Genomic DNA, 18,921 nt, shown 5'->3' with positions numbered 1-18,921 from the left:
GGGAACATGGATCAGTTGGCACTCAAGGCAATCGAGCGCATCGCCGCAGAACGGCGCGCGCCGTATCAGCACATCACGGTCGAGCGGATCACGCCGATCATCGGCGCCGAGATCGGCGGCGTCGATCTTTCACAACCGTTGAGCGACGAGCAGCTCGCGGAAATCCGCCGGGCCTTTCTGGAGAACCACGTGGTGGTGTTTCGGGATCAGCATCTGACGGTGGACGAGCACAAGGCGTTTGGCCGGCTGTTCGGTGAGCTGCGGGCGCTGCCGGTGGAAGACATCGACGGCGATGACCCGGAACTGGTAGTGATCCGCGCCAATGCGCAATCGCGCTACGTGGCCGGCGAAACCTGGCACACCGACGGCACCGCTGATCTGGCGCCGTCCATGGGCTCGATGCTGTACGTCAAGGAAACCCCGGCCATCGGCACCGGCGGCGATACGCTGTTCGCCAACATGCACCTGGCGCTGGAAATGCTGTCGCCGACGATGCAGCAGTTTCTTGGCGAACTGACGGCGATCCACGACGGCGCGATCCCATGGAAGGGCTATGAGGCGCCGGCCAATCTGCCGAAAACCGAACACCCGGTGGTGGTCCGCCACCCGGAAACCGGGCGCCAATCGCTGTTCGTCAATTCCGGGTTCACGTCGCACATCGTCCAGTTGTCCGGCGGGGAAAGCCAGGTGCTGTTGAACATGTTGTTCGATCTGGTAGCGCGGGAGCCGTCCCTCAGCTGCCGCGTGCGCTGGGCGCCGAATACCCTGGTGTTCTGGGACAACCGCTGCACCCAGCACCATGCGGTTTGGGATTATTTTCCGCACTCGCGGTATGGCGAGCGGGTGACGATTCTGGGGACGCAGCCCAAGGCTTGAGCTGTAAAAAAAACGGTGGGCGCGGCGGTGCCGTTCCCACCGGTCATTCACAGACCTTGTTTGAGCAGTTGCTCGACGATCAGATCGCCAAACGCCAGATTCCCGTGCAACGGGTCATCCACTTCGCAGTACACCGAACGCTGAAAACCCTGCTCATCATTCGCCGCCGCGCGCACATCAATCAGCTCGATGCCGAGCCCTTGCAGGCGTTCGATCAGCAGCGCCTGCGCAGCCATGAACACCCGCGAATCGGACAATTCCGGCACCCGCTGCGGCGGCAGCACCGCGAACACCTTGAGGTTCATCGCCCGGGCCTGTTCATAGAACGCAAGAGCAGGACGGGACAGGGTGTCGACGATGGATTCGAACAGCGGCCCGCCGAGAAAACCTTCGTCGAATTCACCGTCCGGTGTCTGGTAGCACGTCCAGTTCGGCGCGGTGGCGAGGTAGTGCAGGCTCAGGCCAATGGTACTCACCAGCGGCACCCCGACCTTCGCCAGTTGCGGCACTTCGAACGGCTCAAGGGCCTGGCGATACAGGCGCTCCATCTCTGCCTCGCGAAACACCACGTCATGGCGGGTCAGGCTGAAAAAGTCCACCGCGAAATCCCGGCCGGTGCCCAGCGGACCGCCACTGAACGGCAACTCGCGCACCTGCGCCGCCTTGCCGATGACCCCGGCATGGGAATCGCCCAGCAGCAGAAACCTAGGCGTAGTAATCGAGCACGGCGTCTTCACAGACAAGCTCCTCGCTGGGCACACAGGTGGAGGGAACGCTGGCCGGCGTGTGCACCGGTTGAACCGCATCGAGTCCGGCGAAAAACTGCTGCATGACGAACGCCACGCCTTCGGGTGTGACCTCGCGCTGGTTGGGTTGGTAGAACGCGCCCTTGAACGGTGTCCCGGTGATGATTTCGTAAGAGGGGAAATAGTCGACGTCGTGCAGGTCTTCACACAGCTGTCCGGCAACGGCGCGCAGGACCGATTTGGAATAGGTGGTGGCGCTTAGCACATGCTCGCCCGTGGCCGTCGCGGTCAGGGGCACCGGTGACACGGTCAGCAGCAGACGCAGTTGCGGGTTGATCGAACGCATCAATTCCAGCGCCCGGACCATGTCGCCATAGGTGTCCATGAAGCCAAAATTGCAGAAGCGGTGCAGCTGCGGATCGAAGGTGCCCCGCACGGTGCCGGGGCACACGGGGTACACCAGACCGGTCTGACGGTTTTGCCAGGCTTCGGTCAAGCCAAGGGTGAACACGAACACTTTGGCCCGGCGCAGGGCGGTGCGAATGGCGTCGAGGGTGGCTTCGCGCGATGCGAACAGCGCGTCCTCGCTGGCAAAACCGTCGGGCTCCACGGCGGGGCGGAACGGGTCGAAGAAACGCCCGTCATGGGCCCAGGTTTCGTCGGGCGGCAGGCTCACGCCCAGCGCCCATTCCAGCCATTGGCACAGCATCGCCGGGGTGTACAGGTTGCCGGTGCGGAACGAGAACACCCCGTAGTTGTGGGCCTTCCAGTCGGCTTCGGGCAAATCGGTCGGGGCCGGTTCCGCATCCAGCCAGTTCATGCCGCGCTCCACCAGCGCCCGGCCGATGTGCTGGGCGAAACACGAACCGGCGGTGACGATGGCGTCCTTGTTGCCGATCTCGAAATGCGGCGTCCACAGTTGATCGATGGTCAGCGCAGGCTTGTCAGCCACGGCGGTGCGCCAGAAAGCGCGGGGTGGCAGGCATTGATAAGGATTCACGACGAGGGCCTCCTTGGCGGTCGCTGATAAAACGGGGTCAGCTGATTTGATAGCGGTAGATCAGGTCGTCAAACCATCGATCTCCAATCTGATAGGCCTGCGGCACGCGGCGCTCGAATACAAAACCGCATTTCTCCAACACTTTGCAGGACGCGATATTACCGTCGGTCACGGTCGACTCCAACGAGTCCAGCCCGATGGCGGCGGCATAATCGATGATCGCCTGCCGCGACTCGGTGCCAAAGCCTTTGCCCTGATACTCCGGCAACAGCAGGCAACCCACCTCGGCATGCCCCGGCGACAGAATGCGGAATCCGGTCACGCCCAATTCCTGCCCGCTGGCCCTGTCGGTCACCACCAGACACAACCAGTGATCCGACTGCGGCCCCCAGACTGGAAGCCGATGCTCGAAGCCTTTGCGCACCTGGTCCTCGGCGATTTCACCGAACACGTACTGCATGGTTTGCGGTTCGCAATGCAGCCTGAGGAACAGCGGCCAGTCGGATTCGACCATCGTGCGCAGGTCCAGGCGTTGCGTGGTGAGGTCGAGCATCCGCTGCTCCTTGCAAGAATGGAAAAAGAAGAGGGTTTTTTACTTGGTGTGGGGGGAAAGATCAATGAGCAGGACTGCTCGGCGGTTTCAATGGTTTTGCTGAACCTGGCGTTCTGAGCCGCTCGCGGGTTTGCTGCAGGGGCATCGTGCTGATTGCAGTGGTTGCGAGATTTAAGCTCTGCACAATCGCTATTGAATTTCCCGTGTTTCTTCCTGCCGTTTACTTAAGGCTGCCAGGCCTTATCTGCAGTGTGCACCTCTGTGCACCGGAGTCGATAGAGTACGCAACCAGTGTGCCCTCCGTTGTTGTTTCTGCGATGAAAAGCAGGGAAGGACCGAAGAAGGCTTTGAGTTCTTCCGGCATGCAGGTCGGTAAATAGGTGCGCAGCACTCGCGGGTCGTAGAAGCGAAAGGCGAGCTCATTGCCTTCGAAGTCCACTACTTTGAGTAAAGTGCGAAAATGACGGCGTAACTGGCGGAGGGAAACATCGGAGGGTGCAATGACAAAATACCCACAGCTTGCTCCCCACCCCAAATCCAGCAATGAACCGGTGAACGCTTGATCAGGATCAAGATGTACCAGATAGGGTGCAACGGCAGACAGCGCTGGAGTGAGGCGTCCTGCATACAGGCAGGTGAAATCGGCCTTGCTCAAACGGATCATGGGTTCAATTCGGTCATCGCGAGCTCCGTCCAGCAATGCATATACCTGCGGTGCTTGCGGACCTTTCCCTGCGCTCCACAACTCCCGAATAAGCCATGTGACCAGGCTCAGGTCTGATTCATGCGGGGCACTCATTTCGAACAGATCTCACAGAATGGCTTTCCATCTTCGGCCGCTTGTTTGAGAGGTCTGACTTGGCGATCCTGGCGTTGTATAAGGGCCTTTTTGCGTTCGATAGCCGATAGGGACGGCGCGGAAATACGGGTCGCATTGGCAGTAGTAGCAGCTTTCAGCCGTTGTCCGTTTTTATCGCTGTCAGCTATCCACGGAATGACCGGCGGCAGAATCGCGATCCCGGTGCCGGCGCCTGGCGTACCGCCGGTATTGGCCTTCACTTCGGCACCGCTGATGGTCACGCCACCGGCATCGACCTTGACGAAGCTGCCGCCAGCCTTGGCCGTCAGTTCCATGCCACCTTCGATTACCACCTTGTCACCGGCGTGGTAGTGAATCTCCGTGCCTGCTTCCACGAACTGACCGGTGCCGACCTTCACATGCTGGGTGACGCCCACAGTCAGGTGATCGTTGGCGCGCATTTCGCTCTTGCGGTCCAGATGAGTGATGCGGTGTTCCTCGACCTTGAATTCACTTAAAACATTGGCTTCAACGGTGTCATGCCGTTCATTGCCGACGCGGATTTTCTGGTCGTGTTCGATGTTCTCGTCCCAGTCGCGCTGGGCGTGGATGTAGATCTGCTCGACGCCTTTCTTGTCTTCGATGCGGAACTCGTTGTAGCCCTTGCCGCCCGGTGAACTCAGGGTCTTGAAGGTGCTACGGGTCTTGTTCGCCGGCAGATCGTAGGGGACGACGTTTTCCTTGTGGTACAGGCAACCGGTCACCAATGGCTGGTCGGGATCACCTTCGAGGAAGGTCACCAGCACTTCCATGCCGATCCGTGGAATGGCGATGCCGCCGTAGGCCGCGCCGGCCCAGCCGCTGGCGACGCGCAGCCAGCAGGTGGTCTTGTCGTCTGCCTGGCCTTCGCGGTCCCAGTGGAATTGCACCTTCACGCGACCGTACTGGTCGCAGTGGATTTCTTCGCCGCCGGGGCCGGTGACGATGGCGGTCTGGCTGCCGAGGACTTTCGGTTTCGGGTGTTCGAGGGCAGGGCGGTAGTGGGCGTCCCACGGGGTGGCCACGAAGCTGTTGCGGTAGCCCTGGTGGAAATCGCTCTTGTTGTCGGTGACGTCGCTGGTGACGTTCTCGCCCAGCACTTGCGGCTGCTTGCCTTCGTGGAAGATTTCCAGCAGCAGCCACATATCATTCCATTCGGCGCGCGGGTGTTCGGCCAGGGTCATGAAATGGCCGGTCGTCAGGGTCGGTTCGTCACCTTTGCCTTCGGCAAGTTTGTAGTCGCTGCGATGGCGTTCCAGCGCTCGGGTCGAGAGCAGCTTGCCGCGTTCGCGCGTGGTGAAGCGGCCGGGGTAATCGTAGTCTTCCAGATCCGGCATGAACGCGGATTTGGCCGCGCCTTCGGGCAGAATCTTCGGTTTCTCGAAATCGTAGTCGCGGCGGCTGACACGGCTGGTGCGGGTTTCCAGGCGCAGGTTGAAGCGCTTGATCACCGGCTTGTCGGCGGTCATGCCGGAGTCTTGCTGGTAGTTGACCGGTTTCAGTTTGCGGAACACGGTCTGGTCGTCGCCGAACACCAGCTTGTGGCCGCTGCTGCTGTGCTGGAAGTGGAAGTGAATGCCTTCCTCTTCGCACAGGCGCTGGATGAAATGCAGGTCGGATTCGTCGTACTGCACGCAGTAGTCGCGTTCCGGGTATTCGGCGCCGAGCTGGAAGCTGTAGGCGTTGGCCAGAATGCCGCGATCTTCCAGTACCTGAGCGATGATCTTCGGCACCGTCAGTTGCTGGAAAATCTGCTGGTCATGGTTGTGCCGCAGGTAGGCCAGTTGCGGCACCAGACTGATGCTGTAACGGGTCAGGGTCTTGCCGGAATCGCCTTGCTCGATGCGGTACACAAGACCATGAATCTTGCCCTCGCCGGTGGCGCCGAAGGTCAGGCAGCCGGGCTTGTGCAGAAGTTCTTCAAGTTTGAGGTCGGGGCGGGCGCTGACCAGTTCGATGTCGAAACGGAACGGCTCGTTGAGGGCTTCGCGACCGGTGAAGCTGAGGACTTGCAGGTCGGCGGAGGCGCCTTCGAGCGTGAGGGTAATGTGGGTAGCGTTGGCGTCCAGCATGCCTTGAACTCCGTCCTTGTCGGCACAACGAGAGGTTGCGCCAGATTGAAATCCATTCCTTTTAAAGCTGAAGCTACCCAATGGCTGACAGCGCTTGTGTCTGAGCGGCCATTCCCGCGCGTCGGGTGATTGGCCGGTAAGCGGTTGATGCGGCATGCATAAGGTAGTCTGCAAAATGGCTGAATGCCACTATCCTGTGGAGTTGAAGGTGTGCAAACGTGAGTTTGGCGTAGGCGGCAGGCCAATAAACCAAGGGACGGTCGATTGTATGCTGATGATCAGGCATGAGCAGATGGAGGCGTTCAACTACAACGCGCGCGAACAACTTGGCAGGAAGGTGATACTTGACCTGAAGGAAACAGCCCCGCATACCGTGATGGGATTGTCATCGGCGGAGATGGACGCTCGGCTGGCAACGGCGCTGGAGATGGCTGAGAAATACACTTTGCGAGAGGCGCCGGATCTTCGCTCATTCATACGTCTTTGCTTTGTAGTCGGGCCGCTTTTTGCAGAGTATCCCGCTGCACATGATTTATTGATCTCGGCGGGGCCGGGCAAGAACCGGCGCATGACACCGTTGTTCGAAGGTATGAAAACGGACATCTGGGAGCGTGCTGCCGACAACGATATCGTCACTCGAGCGCAAACTCCGTTTCCGTTCGACAATCCGTTAGCAGGCAGGCTTTCTCAAAGCGCTGGCGTTTGCGCGCCGATTCGCCCTTCGATATCTATTGAGCCTTTGGCGACAGTCCATGCCGAGCGATATTTCCACTATGCACTTCACCCGGATGTCTGGAGGCTTGGCCGAATGCCGCCGCGTATCAGTCTGGAACAGGTCCAGACGCACATCAGGTCGGTCAGTGCCGGAAATGGTCAGGAGGCCTACGCGATCAGACACTCGGAGGCTGGATTTATTGGAGCGATCACGTTACGTAACGAACTGCCCTTCACATGCATCGCCTATTGGGTCGCCCGGCCGTTCTGGGGCTATGGCGTTGCCACCGATGCCATTGGAAAACTGCTTGTGCATCTGAGCAAGCAACCGCACTCGATAAGGTTACGGGCGAACATTGCACGAACGAACCTACCGTCGATACGCCTGGTCGAGACGCTGGGGTGGAAAGAGCAAGCGCGAACGCGCGAAAGCAAGGGCAACAGGATCTTCGAGTTTCATATCTAGGGACGACCAGGGAGCGTGTCGAGATGGAAATGGATCAATCCAGCATGATGGAAGAGGATATCCAGGCGGCATCCGGTATCTATGATGAGGATGACGAACACATCGGCGAACAAATGATCAGGCAAGAGTGCCCGTTAGCGATGTTTGACGACACATTCAGTGTGGCACTCGGCTTGGGGTACCCGCAAATACCGGCGGAACTTTCAGATTTCAAAAACTGTAATGCAGTGGCCTATTGCTCATACGTTTATCGATATCACGATAACGGTGGCAAAGGCGCCATGAAATATCAGCCCGTGGGTTGCTCTGATATTTATTTGCCAGCGCAGTGTGAAGAGCTGCGCCAACGACGAGGAAGGGCAAACGTCAAGTTCAAGTTTGAAATGTTGCTGAACCCCGGATGCAATGACGTTCGTCGCAAAGTCATGGCTGTTCCGACAATTGGTTGTCCTGCGCTGCTGAAAGACATCAATTTCTGCAGAGCGCTTTTGTGGGCGGCCCATGCCGAAGAACGCCCTACGTTCCTCGTTGTCCATGGAGCGGAGGCAAAGTGTTATATGGATAATGTAGGAGACGTCATGGAAAAACTTAACGTCGGAATTGTCTCCTGGACGTGCGACCAGCCGATTGCAGGCTTTGGTATTTCAAGACTTGCCGCCCAACAAGCCGGCCTGCGTTACAGTGAAAGGGGCCTTGTCGTCATGTCGGATGTCAACGTTGTCAATACCGGCAACCTGCAGAGCGGTTACGAGACTGACAGGGAAGATAAGCTTCCCTTCAAATCCACCTATCGATATTCCTCTATGGGCAGCGGTTCCGGAGTACCTGTTTATAAATGGCGCGATCCTGTAGTTGCCGATGAAGATGGCGATGACGCTCAGGTCGGGGTGATGATCGAGGCCAAGAAGAGCGAGGGGGGCGGTGGACGGCCTCTTGAACAGGTCATCATGATCAGTGACGAGTTGATGTATGACCCGTGCTTCATCACATCCTCAGAAGACTCTGATGTGACCGCAACATTTGTAGCAGAAGAAAGAAGCTGGCGATCCAGAGGCAAGATCGATCATAAAACCTTTCGGGTGAAGAGCAAAACCATTGAAAAAGTCGACATGGGGTCTGTGTTCTTGACTCAGGCATACGGGACGTTGCGCGATAACTATCTGGCTACGTTGACGTGGGAAGATGAAGTTAAAATTGAATATTGCGAGGACAAAAAAATACGGACCACCAGTGTAGGGACGCTAGCAAAAGAGTTTGCCGCAAAACATAAAATTTCAGCACTACACATTCGTTCGTTGATTATCGAAAAGATTTTGCTGGAATATAAAGAAAGGGTGCTTCATGAATGAAACAGACCTTTGACATTAAAACGTATCAGAAGATACCCCCCCGCTGGAACCAGGGGGTTATCTTCACGACGGTCAAAGTCTGCAGGTTCCTTTCGTTGTGATGTATTCAGCCCGCCAGCGTCGCGTTATCGATCACGAACCGATACTTCACATCGCCCTGCAGCATTCGCTCGTAGGACGCATTGATCTGATCGGCGCGAATCAGCTCGATGTCTGAAACGATGCCGTGCTCGGCACAGAAATCCAGCATCTCCTGAGTCTCCGGAATACCGCCGATCATCGAACCGGCGATGGTCCGGCGCTTCATGATCAGGTTGAACACGTTCGGTGACGGATGCGGCGAGGCGGGTGCGCCGACCAGCGTCAGGGCGCCGTCGCGTTTGAGCAGCACCAGAAACGCGTCGAGATCGTGAGGCGCGGCGACGGTGTTGAGGATCAAGTCGAAACTCTTGGTGTGCGCGGCCATTTCCTCGGCGTTACGCGACACCACGACCTCATCGGCGCCCAGTGCCTTGGCGGCTTCGCGCTTGGACTCGGAGGTGGTGAACGCCACGACATGGGCGCCCATCGCATGGGCCAGTTTGATACCCATGTGGCCCAGGCCACCGATACCGACCACACCGACCTTTTTGCCCGGCCCGGCATTCCACTGACGCAGTGGCGAGTAGGTGGTGATGCCCGCACACAGCAGCGGCGCGACGGCGGCCAGTTGAGCTTCAGGATGGCGGATACGCAACACGTAACGCTCATGCACCACGATGTTTTGCGAATAACCGCCAAGGGTCCAGCCCGGAGCGTCCGGGGTCGGGAAGTTGTAGGTGCCGATCATGCTGTCGCAGTAGTTTTCCAGGCCGGTTTCGCAGTCGTCGCAGTGTTTGCAGCTGTCGACAATGCAGCCGACACCCACCAGATCACCGACCTTGTAGTCGGACACATGGGTGCCAACCGCCGAAACGCGGCCGACAATCTCGTGCCCGGGCACGCACGGGAATTGCGTCCCGGCCCATTCGGCGCGCACCTGGTGCAGGTCGGAGTGGCAGATGCCGCAGAAGGCGATGTCGATCTGCACATCATGAGCCGTCGGCGCGCGGCGATTGATCTGCATGGGCTCAAGGGGTTGGTCGCCGGCGTGGGCACCGTAGGCGTGTACGAGCATGGGAGTAGTCCTTGATGAATGTGTCGAAGGACCATTCTTCCCGGATTGCTCGCACAGCCTGTTGTGCATTTCTGTGGATTGCTTGCCTGATCCTGTTTTCGAACCGAGCAACGCAACCCAGACGTGTACCCGGTTTTTCACTGGGTATGGGGCGAAAGATCAATGTTTTGATCCGGCGTGTTTCGCAAAGCCGATCTTGATCGCCACCAGCAACGGTGCTGCCACCGCAAACAGCAACGTCACCGCCATGAACGCACTGTCGAAGGCAATCACCAGCGACTGCTCCGACACCGTCCGCCCCAGCAGACTGGTCGCGGCACGGGCCGCCGCCGCGGGCTCCATACCTTTGCCCGTGAGCCATGCGCCAGTGGACGCCAGCCGTTCGATGAGCGCCGGGCTGCCCGACGTGACGCTGCTGCCCAGTATCACGGCGTTGGCCGCATGCCCGTGCTCGATCAGCGTTTGCAGCCCGGCCACGCCGATCAGGCCACCCAGCTGCCGGCCGGTATTGAACAGACCGATGCCGGCCGCCAGGTTGCGGCTGTTGAGGTGAGTGAACGCGATCAGGGTGATCGACAGAAACAGAAAGCCCAGCCCCAGCCCGCGCAGCAGGATGGCGCTCATCATGTCTGCGCTGCCGCTTTCTCTAGTCGAGCCGGACAACAGCCACATGGCAATCATGATCATCAGAATGCCGAACGGCACCGTGGCAAACGGCGCCACGCCACGGGCCTGCATCAGCCAGGCCGCGATCAGCAACGCACCGACAAACAACGCGCCGCTGGGCAACAGCAGCAGGCCGGCCTCGGTCAGGGTGAAGCCGAGAACGGACACGGCGAACGCCGGAATCAGGTAGGCACTGCCGAACAGCGCTGCCCCCGCGACGAAGCTGACGATAAAGGCGAACGAGAAATCGCTCGACCTGAACAGACTGAAGTCGAGCACGCCTCTGCCGCTGATCAACAGTTGCTGGCCCAGAAACCCGAGCAGGGCTGCGCTGCCGACCAGCGTCAGCCAGACGATGCGCGGCGCCTCGAACCAGTCCCAGCGCTCGCCCTGGCTGAGCACGTAGGTGAAGCACAGCAGAGCGGTGGCGCTCAGCAACAGCCCCAGACCGTCGAATGGACGCTGGCTGGCTCGGGCGGGTGTCGGGGTGACGGTGACGAGTAAAAGTCCGCTGGCCACCAATGCCAGCGGCACGACGCTGAGGAAAATCCACGTCCAGGACTGGCTGTCGACCAGCCAGCCTTGCAGGGCGGGCGTCAACGTGGCGGAGGCGACGACCGCGCCGATGGCGAACAGCGCTTGCAGCGCAGGTTGCAGGTGGCGTCGGTAGCTGCGAAATATCAGCACCTGGCCGGCCACCAGCAGCGTGCCGCCGGCAAAACCCTGAAGGATGCGCAGCGCTATCAGCAAGTCGAGCTGCGTGCTGCAGGCAGCGATCGCACAGGCGAGCCCCATGGCCAGGGTCGTAGCGACGATCACGTTGCGCGGGGCGAAGCGCGCCAGCAGCCACGACGCCGTAAGGAAACCGATCAACTTGAACCCTGTGTAGCCGATGTCCAGCCAGGCAAACTCGTCGGGTGTGGCGGCGGTGTCACCGATGATGTCGTTGCGGCCCAACACCAGCGCGGTGCCCGCAATCGCTTCGGTGAGGCTCGCCAGCAGAATGCCGATCATCAGCAGCACGCCGGGCCGGGCTGCGGCAGACCGGTTCATGAGCCGTCTCCACGCTCCACATCGACCCGCGCTGAAAGCCCCGGCACGATGCGCCCCGGCAAAGGATTGTTGGCGAGGCGGATTTTCACTGGCACCCGCTGCACCACGCGGACGAAATTGCCCGTGGCGTTGTCGGTCGGCAACAGGCTGAAGGCCGAGCCGCTGCCCGGGGCAAAGCTGTCGACCACGCCCTCCAGCGCGTCGTCGGGGTAGCCGTCGACGGTAATGCGCACCGCCTGACCGGTCTGGAGATGCTCCAGCTGGGTTTCCTTGAAGTTGGCCACAACCCACACGTCCTGCACCGGAACGATGTCGAGCAACGCCACCCCCGGCGTGACGTAACGGCCGACCCGTACCTGACGGTTGCCGACCACGCCGGTCACGGGCGCACGCACCACGGTGCTGTCGAGGTCGATCCGGGCCAGATCCTGCGCCGCCTCGGCCTGAGCCATGGCCGCGAGGGCAGCGCCACGCTGGGCCAGCAGCACGGCGAGGCGTTGGCGCTGTGCCTCGACCGACGCCGAAGCAGCGTCCACCGCCGCAGAGGCGCGCGTCTGGGCCGCCGCCGTCTCATCGACCAGTGCCATGCTCACGGCATTGCTGGCGATCAGTTTGCGGTTGCGGTCGTGGGTCTTGCCGGCGAGGTTCATCTGCGCGGCGGCGGAGCGGCGTTCGGCCTCGGCCTGACGAATCTGCGCATGTTGCAGTTGCGTCTGGGCATCGACATCGCTGAGGCGCGCCTGTGCCGATTTGAAGTTGGCTTCGGCCTGGGCGAGGCGGGCGCGATAGTCCTGATCGTCGATGCGAAACAGCACGTCGCCGCTCTGCACCGACTGATTGTCACGCACCTCGACGCTGGTGACGTAACCGGCGACCTTGGCTGCCAGGGACGTGACATCGCCACGCACATAGGCGTTGTCGGTCGAGATACTTTTGCCGCCATACAGCACGACAAAACCGCCCGCCACGATCGCCAGAGCGGCGGCGCACAACAGCAGTCCTGCCGCCTTGCGCTTGCCTTGGTGCGGTGTCGCGGGCGTCGTTTCGGATTGCACCGTGCTGGCGGTGGTGGGCTGGGGCGCGTTCATGTTCGTGGTCCTGCGCAAGGCCGACACCTCCGGCAGACGGGCCGCCGGAGGTGGATTGGCGAATGGATCGGTTACGGCTTGACGGGTTTGACCAGGTCGGTCTCGCTGCTGTCGAGCACGAACACCGCCAGCAGACGGGACGGTTCGGTGGTGCTGGCATTGGCGCTCACCGCGTGGAAGTCACCCGGTTGCTCGACGAAGTTTTCCCCGGCCTTGTAGACCTTCTCCGGCCCGTCGCCGACCTTGCTGCGCACTGCGCCCTCAAGCACCGTGGCGTAGATGAACGCGGACTTCGGATGGAAGTGCGCCGGCGAAGATCCACCGGGCGCGTATTCCACCAGCACGCCCCTCATGGATTTGCCCGGAACGTTGGGCAGGGCGCGGTCGAACACCACGGTGACCTTGCCCCCCTGCGGCTCGGCGGCCGAGGCGGATGAAATCGACAGGGCCGCAAACGTGGCGGCCAGCAGGATTCGGCTGAACATGGCGATACTCCTTCAAATGAGTGGGGTGTTTCAGTGCTGGATCGATTTCGCCAGCCAGTCTTCAAAGCGCGTCGGGCCCAGGCGAGGATTGCTGCTGCCGGGGGTGAGCGACTGGTCGTCGAGTACGTCGCCGAAGTAACGGGCGTGCACGTCCGGGATCACTTTGCGGGTGTCGTGGGTGGCGCGGAAAAAGCGCCGGACCAACTCGTCGAGCGGCATGGCTTCGGGGCCGGCAATTTCCTGCGTGCCGTTGATTGGCGCTGCCAGTGCCACGTCGGTGAGTGCAGCGGCGACGTCGTCAGAAGCCATGGGCTGGATCAGCGCCGGCGACAGACGTACTTCCTCGCCGACGGTGGCGGACTGGGCAATCCCGCCGACAAATTCGAAGAACTGCGTGGCCCGCAGCAGGGTGTAAGGAATGCTCGAGGCCTTGATCAGGTTCTCCTGCGCGACCTTGGCGCGGAAGTAGCCGTTGGCAGGCGAGCGCTCACTGGCGACGATCGACAGCGCCACGTGATGGCGAACCCCGGCGGCGGCTTCGGCGGCGAGCAGGTTGCGGGTGGAGGTTTCGAAAAAGTCGAGTACGGTCTGGTCTTCCCACGATGGGGCGTTGGACACATCGACCACCACTTGGGCGCCGTCCATCGCTTCGGCCAGGCCTTCGCGGGTGATGCTGTTGACGCCGGTGTTGGGCGAGGCGGCGCGGGCATCGTGGCCGCGTTCGCGCAGATTGTTCACAAGTTTCGATCCGATGAGGCCGGTGCCTCCGATAACGACGATCTTCATGGCATCTCTCCACTGGCCGACGGCAACCATTGCTGTCGATGTGGGTTGAGCATGACTGCGGCGCTCGGATGAATCCTTGTGGTGACCTTGGATTTGCCTTGGTTTTTTGTCCAGACAGGCCAATCCGTCGGCAGATGCGTAGACCACTGTGCAGGCCGGTGCGGCGGCCCAAGGTCTGCCGTATGATTGAGCGCAAAACCATCGCCCGCTCGGACACGGAGTCGGGGGCGCCAGACCAGAGAACAGCCACCGTGCAATTCGTGTTTGAAGACTACGTGCTCGACCAGCAGTGCCGGGAACTGACCTGGCGCGGGCAAGTCGTGACTGTCGGGCCGCAGGTCTTCGATCTGCTGTTGCTGCTGGTCAGCAACCGCGAACGGGTGGTGAGCAAGGACGAACTGTTGAGCACCGTGTGGAGTGGCCGGATCGTTTCCGAATCGACCATCACCAGCCACATCAACGCCGTGCGCAAGGCCATCGGCGACACCGGTGAGCAACAGCGTCTGGTGCGCACGGTGCCGCGCAAGGGCTACCGCTTTGTCGGTGAAGTCATCCCGTGCGACAGCCCCGTCAATGCGCCTGAAGTGCCCGCGAAACCCGAGGCGGTCGCGACACTTGTCCTGCCGGAAAAACCTTCGATCACCGTCCTGCCATTCCAGAACCTAAGCGGCGACCCCGAGCAGGACTACTTCGCCGACGGCATCGTCGAAGACATCATCACCGCGCTGTCGCGCCTGCGCTGGCTGTTCGTCATCGCCCGCAACTCCAGCTTCACCTACAAGGGCAGGGCGGTGGATGCGCGAGGCGTCGGTCAGGAACTGGGTGTGCGTTATGTGCTGGAAGGCAGCGTGCGCAAGTGCGGCAACAAGATCCGCATCACCGGCCAGTTGATTGATACCTGCAGCGGAACGCACCTGTGGGCCGAACGCTTCGAAGGCCTGCTGGACGATATTTTCGAACTCCAGGACCAAGTGGCCGAAAGCGTTGTGGGCGCCATCGCACCGCAGCTCGAACGCGCGGAAATCGAGCGGGCCAAACGCAAGCCCACTGACAGCCTCGATGCCTACGATTACTACCTGCGTGGTACGGCCAAACTGCACATCGGCACCCGTGAGGCGATCGAGCAGTCACTGGCGCTGTTCTACCGGGCGATTGAACTGGATCCGGAATTCGCCTCGGCGTATGGCATGGCCGCGTGGTGCCACTTCTGGCGCAAGCTCAACGGCTGGATGACCGACCGGCCTCGGGAAATCGCCGAAGGTGCGCGGCTGGCGCGAATGGGTGTGGAACTGGGGCGCGACGACGCCGTGGCGCTGACCCGCAGCGGTCATGCTCTGGCCCATCTGACCGGGGATGTCGACTGTGGCATTGCCTTGCTCGACAGGGCTCGATTGCTCAATCCCAATCTGGCTCCGGCGTGGTATCTGGGTGGCATCCTGCGCGCCTTGCGTGGCGAAACCGACGCCGCCATCGCCAACCTCGAGCACGCCGTGCGCCTGAGCCCGCTGGATCCGGAAATGTTCCGCATGCAGGTCGGGATGGCGCTGGCGCACTTCTTCGCCGGTCGCTTCGAACTCTCGGCGTCCTGGGCCGAGAAAGCGCAGGGGAATCTGCCCAGTCTGCTGGCTGCGGCGGCCTTGATCGCCGCAAGCAATGCGCTGGGCGGGCGAGCCGACAAAGCCGGGCAGGCCATGGAACGGGTGCGCCGGCTGGACCCGACCTTGCGGGTGTCCAGCCTGAGCGCGTGGCTGCCCATTCAACGGCCTGAAGACATTGCCCGGTTTGCCGAAGGTTTACGCTTGGCAGGGTTGCCGGAGTGACGGCTCAGCCGGCCAGCGTCGCGTTATCGATCACAAACCGATACTTCACATCCCCTTGCAGCATCCGCTCGTACTCGTGCCCGGGCACGCACGGAAATTGCGTCCCGGCCCATTCAGTCGTGCGCATTTGCCCGACCTGCTGCACGAGCAGGTCAGGCATGAGCAGGCTAGCGCAGCGGCACGTAGATATCCGTCTGCCACTGATCTTTCGGGGTCTCGGGGCTGATGCTCAAGTATTCGAAAAACAGAGGGTGATCACGCAGTTCTTCGCCGCTGGCCGGTAACCAGTCGCGGTAGATCGGGTAGATGGTTTCGCCGATGTGATCGGTGGAGCCCACATGACGGACGACGGCGCAGCGACCGGCGGGAATGATCAGTTCGCCGACATTGAATGCATTGGGCACTACGGCGTCGTGAATCTCGCCGCAAATCGCGAAATGAAAGTCTTGCGCTGGTGTCGTGTCGGGATTGCTGTAGGGAATCCCGAACGTGCGACTCGATGCCACCGGTGACTGGCCACTTTGCTGGCGCCACTGGATGAACGTTTGCACGCTTTGATTGAGAAGCCCCGGGGCGCCGCGGTGTTCGAGCGCGGCGACGCGAACTTCGGGGAAGTCGACAGTTCGTACCTGCATGGCAATGCTCCTTGAGAAATGAGGAATGGCAAAGACCGAATGCCAGACCTTCCAGTCCGGTGCCTTGCGAAAAGCCCCGGGCGAGAGGCCGAGGGCTCGCTTGAATGCCCTTGAAAACGCCTCGGGACTATCGAAGCCCGTATCCAGCCCGGCGTCCATCACCGAGAGGTCAGGCAGGGCGATCAAGCGGTGTGCCGCACGACGCAGGCGCATCAACTGCACATAACGAGAAACGGGCACGCCGACGAACACCGTAAATTGCCTGTGAAAGTGGAACTCGGAAAAGTTCGCAACCTGACTTAACGCCTTCACCGACAGGTCGCCTTCAAGGTTGGCGTCGATGTAGGCGAGTACCGCCGTGAAGCGTCTCGCGTAGGCAATTTGAGTCGGAGTGTCGGGCACGGTGTGGAAGTCCTGGAAATTCGGTCGGCCTTAGAATCGACGATGGCGGCCTGAATGCGCCTAGCCGTATTTGCTCAAGGCAGAAAGTCGGTGCTGACACACTGCACCGACTTGCCGAATCATTACACTCGCACGGTGCGTTGTGAATCAGTCGCGGGACTGGGCGACGATTGCAAAATTCCCCGGCGCCTTCTCCAGCAGCCCCAGAAACCTCACAAGATCGACCTTGCTGCCATCCACCTTCAGATCATCGGAAGTGAGCGTTTCCTTCAGCCCGGCGGTGCCGCCCAGCAGTTGAACGAACAGGTCCTTGGTGACGGTCAGCGTTGCGTTGGCGTTCGCCGCCGTCGGGCCTTTTCGATAGTGCAGCACAGCGTTCTCGATCCACAGCACGAACGATTCATTGGTATCGGTCAGCACCAGATTGAACGTCCAGTTCTTGCCATCCGCCGCCGGGCCGTCGAGGCTCGCGGCCATGGCTTCGAGGAAGCGTTCGGTGGGCGTCTGCTTCATCAGTTCGATCAGATCAGAGCGTTTGACGCCCTTGGTTGGCGGGCCGTTGCGCAGCTCCATCGCCGCCGTCAGGTAGCTGTTGCGCCAGGTCGCCGATTCCGCCTGATAGCCCATCTGTTCATACGCGCGGGCCAGCAGTTCCTTGGCGGCCGTGTCGTCGGGTTTGGTCAGCACGGCCTGATCCAGCAGCTCGGCGACCCAGCGGTATTCACCCTTGTCATAGGCCACGCGCGCGGCTTCGACCACCTTGGCATTGCCTCCCATCAATTCGACGTAGCGCTTTGCCGATTCCTTGGGCACCAGCGGATTCAAGTGCGCGGGGTTGCCATCGTAGGCGCCCAGGTACATCTGGTAGATCGCCTTGACGTTGTGGCGCAGGTCGCCGTAATAGCCGCGAGTGCCGAAGTACGAGGCCAGCGAATCCGGCAACTGGATCTTGTCGGCGATCTCGTTGGGGGTGTAGCCGGCGTTCATCAGACGTACGGTCTGGTCGTGCAGGTATTTGTAGACGTCACGGTGCTTGGTGATGAATTCGCGGATCCGCTCGTTGCCCCAGATCGGCCAGTTGTGCTGACCGAAATAGACCTCGGTGTCGCCCAGCTCGTCGAGGGCGATTTGCGTGTAGTCGGACCAGCGCAGCGCATCGCGCACCTTGGCGCCACGGATAGGCAGCAGGTTGTGCATGGTCTGCGCCAGCAGCTCCGCACCGCCGAATGCCTTGAGCGCGGGGATCGAAAAAGTCAGCTCGGCCGGGGCTTCCGCGCCGGGCATGTTGTGGAACACGAAGCTGACGCCGTCGAGCACCAGCGGCTGGACCGGCTGGTCGATGATTTGCGTCGGCGGCAGGATGCCCATGCTGCCGTAGGCGACGTTCTTGCCCAGTCCGGTGTCGATGATGCCGGTGGCACCCGGCGTCAGGTTCTTGCCGAACTGATACATCGAACGCCGCGCCATCGCCGGCCCCGCCAGGATGTTTTCGCTGGTGGCTTCCTCCATGAACCCGGCGGGCGCAACGATGGGAATATTGCGCTGGGCCACTTCGCTGCTTGAGGTGATACCCAGCACACCGCCGAAATGGTCGGCATGGTCGTGGGTGAAAATGATCGCAGTGACGGGCTTGTTGCCCAGATGCTCGCGCGCAAATGCCAACGCCGCTGCGGCAGATTCACGGGAGGTCAGCGGGTCGACCACGATCCAGCCGGTCTGCCCGTCGATCAGCGTCATGTTGGCGATGTCGAAACCGCGCAACTGGTAAATCCCCTCGCGAACCTTGAACAGACCGATCTGCGCATTGAGCATCGCGTGCCGCCACAGGCTCGGGTTGACGGTGGCCGGCGCCTGGCCTTCGACGAAGCGGTAGGCATCGAAATCGATCAGGACATTGCCGTCAGCGCCGAGGATCTTGCCGGTGGGCCGGGCGATGAAACCGCGCTGGGCATCTTCCATGTCGCGGTTGTCGCTGAGGTCCAGGCCCTTGATCGACGCCTGGATCACCGCTGCCGTGGCGGGCGTGGCGTCACCGGCTGCGACGTCGGGCTTGTTGTCGCAGCCGCCGAGGGACACCAGCGTCAGGGCGAGGATCGTGTAGAGGGTCGGTTTCATTCTTGTTGTTCTCCGAGGTCGAATGCGCTCCAGCCTAGGGGCAGGGCGGCGATGTATCCAATGCATTGTTTACATCCAGATAATGCGTCGCTAGCATCGGG

At 61.0% G+C, this 18,921-nt stretch carries 17 protein-coding genes; 4 read left to right on the top strand and 13 right to left on the bottom strand.

The genetic code is table 11. The annotated features are described in order from the left end of the window. The first annotated feature begins 6 nt into the window (after positions 1-6). A complete protein-coding gene (locus tag M5G18_RS01590) occupies positions 7-876 on the top strand; it encodes a TauD/TfdA dioxygenase family protein (protein WP_273900070.1) in 870 nt (289 codons plus the stop codon). A gap of 47 nt (positions 877-923) precedes the next feature. Here M5G18_RS01590 and M5G18_RS01585 read toward each other — a convergent pair whose 3' ends face one another. The 5 genes from M5G18_RS01585 to M5G18_RS01565 all read right to left on the bottom strand — a co-directional run bounded on the left by M5G18_RS01585 (position 924) and on the right by M5G18_RS01565 (position 6,085). Continuing rightward, positions 924-1,613: a hypothetical protein gene (locus tag M5G18_RS01585; RefSeq protein WP_273900071.1), complete on the bottom strand. Its 690-nt coding sequence runs from the start codon at positions 1,611-1,613 to the stop codon at positions 924-926. Further along, positions 1,582-2,622 (bottom strand): GSCFA domain-containing protein, encoded by a 1,041-nt coding sequence (locus M5G18_RS01580; RefSeq protein WP_273900072.1) that lies wholly within the window; start codon positions 2,620-2,622, stop codon positions 1,582-1,584. Before M5G18_RS01580 ends, M5G18_RS01585 begins: the two co-directional genes overlap by 32 nt. Before the next feature lie 37 nt (positions 2,623-2,659). Beyond that, entirely contained in the window at positions 2,660-3,175 is a 516-nt protein-coding gene (locus tag M5G18_RS01575; protein ID WP_273900073.1) for a GNAT family N-acetyltransferase, read from the bottom strand. A 220-nt stretch (positions 3,176-3,395) separates the two neighbouring features. After that, a complete protein-coding gene (locus M5G18_RS01570; protein WP_273900074.1) occupies positions 3,396-3,974 on the bottom strand; it encodes a DUF4123 domain-containing protein in 579 nt (192 codons plus the stop codon). After that, a complete protein-coding gene (locus tag M5G18_RS01565; RefSeq protein WP_273926070.1) occupies positions 3,971-6,085 on the bottom strand; it encodes a type VI secretion system Vgr family protein in 2,115 nt (704 codons plus the stop codon). Before M5G18_RS01565 ends, M5G18_RS01570 begins: the two co-directional genes overlap by 4 nt. Positions 6,086-6,260: 175 nt before the next feature. Here M5G18_RS01565 and M5G18_RS01560 point away from each other — a divergent pair, with 175 nt between their 5' ends. Both M5G18_RS01560 and M5G18_RS01555 read left to right on the top strand, forming a co-directional pair. Continuing rightward, the gene (locus M5G18_RS01560; protein WP_273896937.1) at positions 6,261-7,265 is read left to right on the top strand and encodes a GNAT family N-acetyltransferase; all 1,005 of its coding nucleotides are present in this window, start codon (positions 6,261-6,263) and stop codon (positions 7,263-7,265) included. A gap of 23 nt (positions 7,266-7,288) precedes the next feature. Continuing rightward, positions 7,289-8,614, top strand: a complete 1,326-nt coding sequence (locus tag M5G18_RS01555) for a hypothetical protein (RefSeq protein WP_273896936.1) — start codon at positions 7,289-7,291, stop codon at positions 8,612-8,614. A 106-nt stretch (positions 8,615-8,720) separates the two neighbouring features. Here M5G18_RS01555 and M5G18_RS01550 read toward each other — a convergent pair whose 3' ends face one another. The 5 genes from M5G18_RS01550 to M5G18_RS01530 form a co-directional block, all read right to left on the bottom strand. Next, the gene (locus M5G18_RS01550; protein WP_273896935.1) at positions 8,721-9,770 is read right to left on the bottom strand and encodes an NAD(P)-dependent alcohol dehydrogenase; all 1,050 of its coding nucleotides are present in this window, start codon (positions 9,768-9,770) and stop codon (positions 8,721-8,723) included. Positions 9,771-9,929: 159 nt separating this feature from the next. Next, entirely contained in the window at positions 9,930-11,489 is a 1,560-nt protein-coding gene (locus M5G18_RS01545) for an MFS transporter (RefSeq protein ID WP_273896934.1), read from the bottom strand. Continuing rightward, positions 11,486-12,577 carry an HlyD family secretion protein gene (locus M5G18_RS01540; RefSeq protein ID WP_273896933.1) on the bottom strand — a complete coding sequence of 364 codons (1,092 nt, stop codon included), beginning with the start codon at positions 12,575-12,577 and terminating at the stop codon, positions 11,486-11,488. Before M5G18_RS01540 ends, M5G18_RS01545 begins: the two co-directional genes overlap by 4 nt. Before the next feature lie 71 nt (positions 12,578-12,648). Then, the gene (locus tag M5G18_RS01535) at positions 12,649-13,062 is read right to left on the bottom strand and encodes a cupin domain-containing protein (RefSeq protein ID WP_085747530.1); all 414 of its coding nucleotides are present in this window, start codon (positions 13,060-13,062) and stop codon (positions 12,649-12,651) included. Positions 13,063-13,092: 30 nt separating this feature from the next. Next, entirely contained in the window at positions 13,093-13,848 is a 756-nt protein-coding gene (locus M5G18_RS01530) for an SDR family oxidoreductase (RefSeq protein WP_273896932.1), read from the bottom strand. A gap of 251 nt (positions 13,849-14,099) precedes the next feature. On the opposite strand from M5G18_RS01530, the gene M5G18_RS01525 reads away from it, so the two are divergent. Next, on the top strand, positions 14,100-15,668 hold the full coding sequence (locus M5G18_RS01525) for a winged helix-turn-helix domain-containing tetratricopeptide repeat protein (RefSeq protein WP_273896951.1): 1,569 nt from the start codon (positions 14,100-14,102) through the stop codon (positions 15,666-15,668). Between the two features lie 4 nt (positions 15,669-15,672). Here M5G18_RS01525 and M5G18_RS01520 read toward each other — a convergent pair whose 3' ends face one another. From M5G18_RS01520 to M5G18_RS01510, 3 genes are all read right to left on the bottom strand, one after another. Next, the gene (locus M5G18_RS01520) at positions 15,673-15,795 is read right to left on the bottom strand and encodes a hypothetical protein (protein ID WP_273896931.1); all 123 of its coding nucleotides are present in this window, start codon (positions 15,793-15,795) and stop codon (positions 15,673-15,675) included. Between the two features lie 40 nt (positions 15,796-15,835). Continuing rightward, complete coding sequence (locus M5G18_RS01515; protein WP_273896930.1) at positions 15,836-16,705, bottom strand: AraC family transcriptional regulator; 870 nt, start codon at positions 16,703-16,705, stop codon at positions 15,836-15,838. A gap of 147 nt (positions 16,706-16,852) precedes the next feature. Beyond that, complete coding sequence (locus M5G18_RS01510) at positions 16,853-18,820, bottom strand: alkyl/aryl-sulfatase (protein WP_273896929.1); 1,968 nt, start codon at positions 18,818-18,820, stop codon at positions 16,853-16,855. Positions 18,821-18,921 lie beyond the last annotated feature (101 nt).

It is taken from the genome of Pseudomonas aphyarum (assembly GCF_028657055.1).
Lineage (GTDB): Bacteria > Pseudomonadota > Gammaproteobacteria > Pseudomonadales > Pseudomonadaceae > Aquipseudomonas > Aquipseudomonas aphyarum.
The sequence above is the reverse complement of the archived record's forward strand: the minus strand, read 5'-3'. Positions and strand labels throughout refer to the sequence as shown.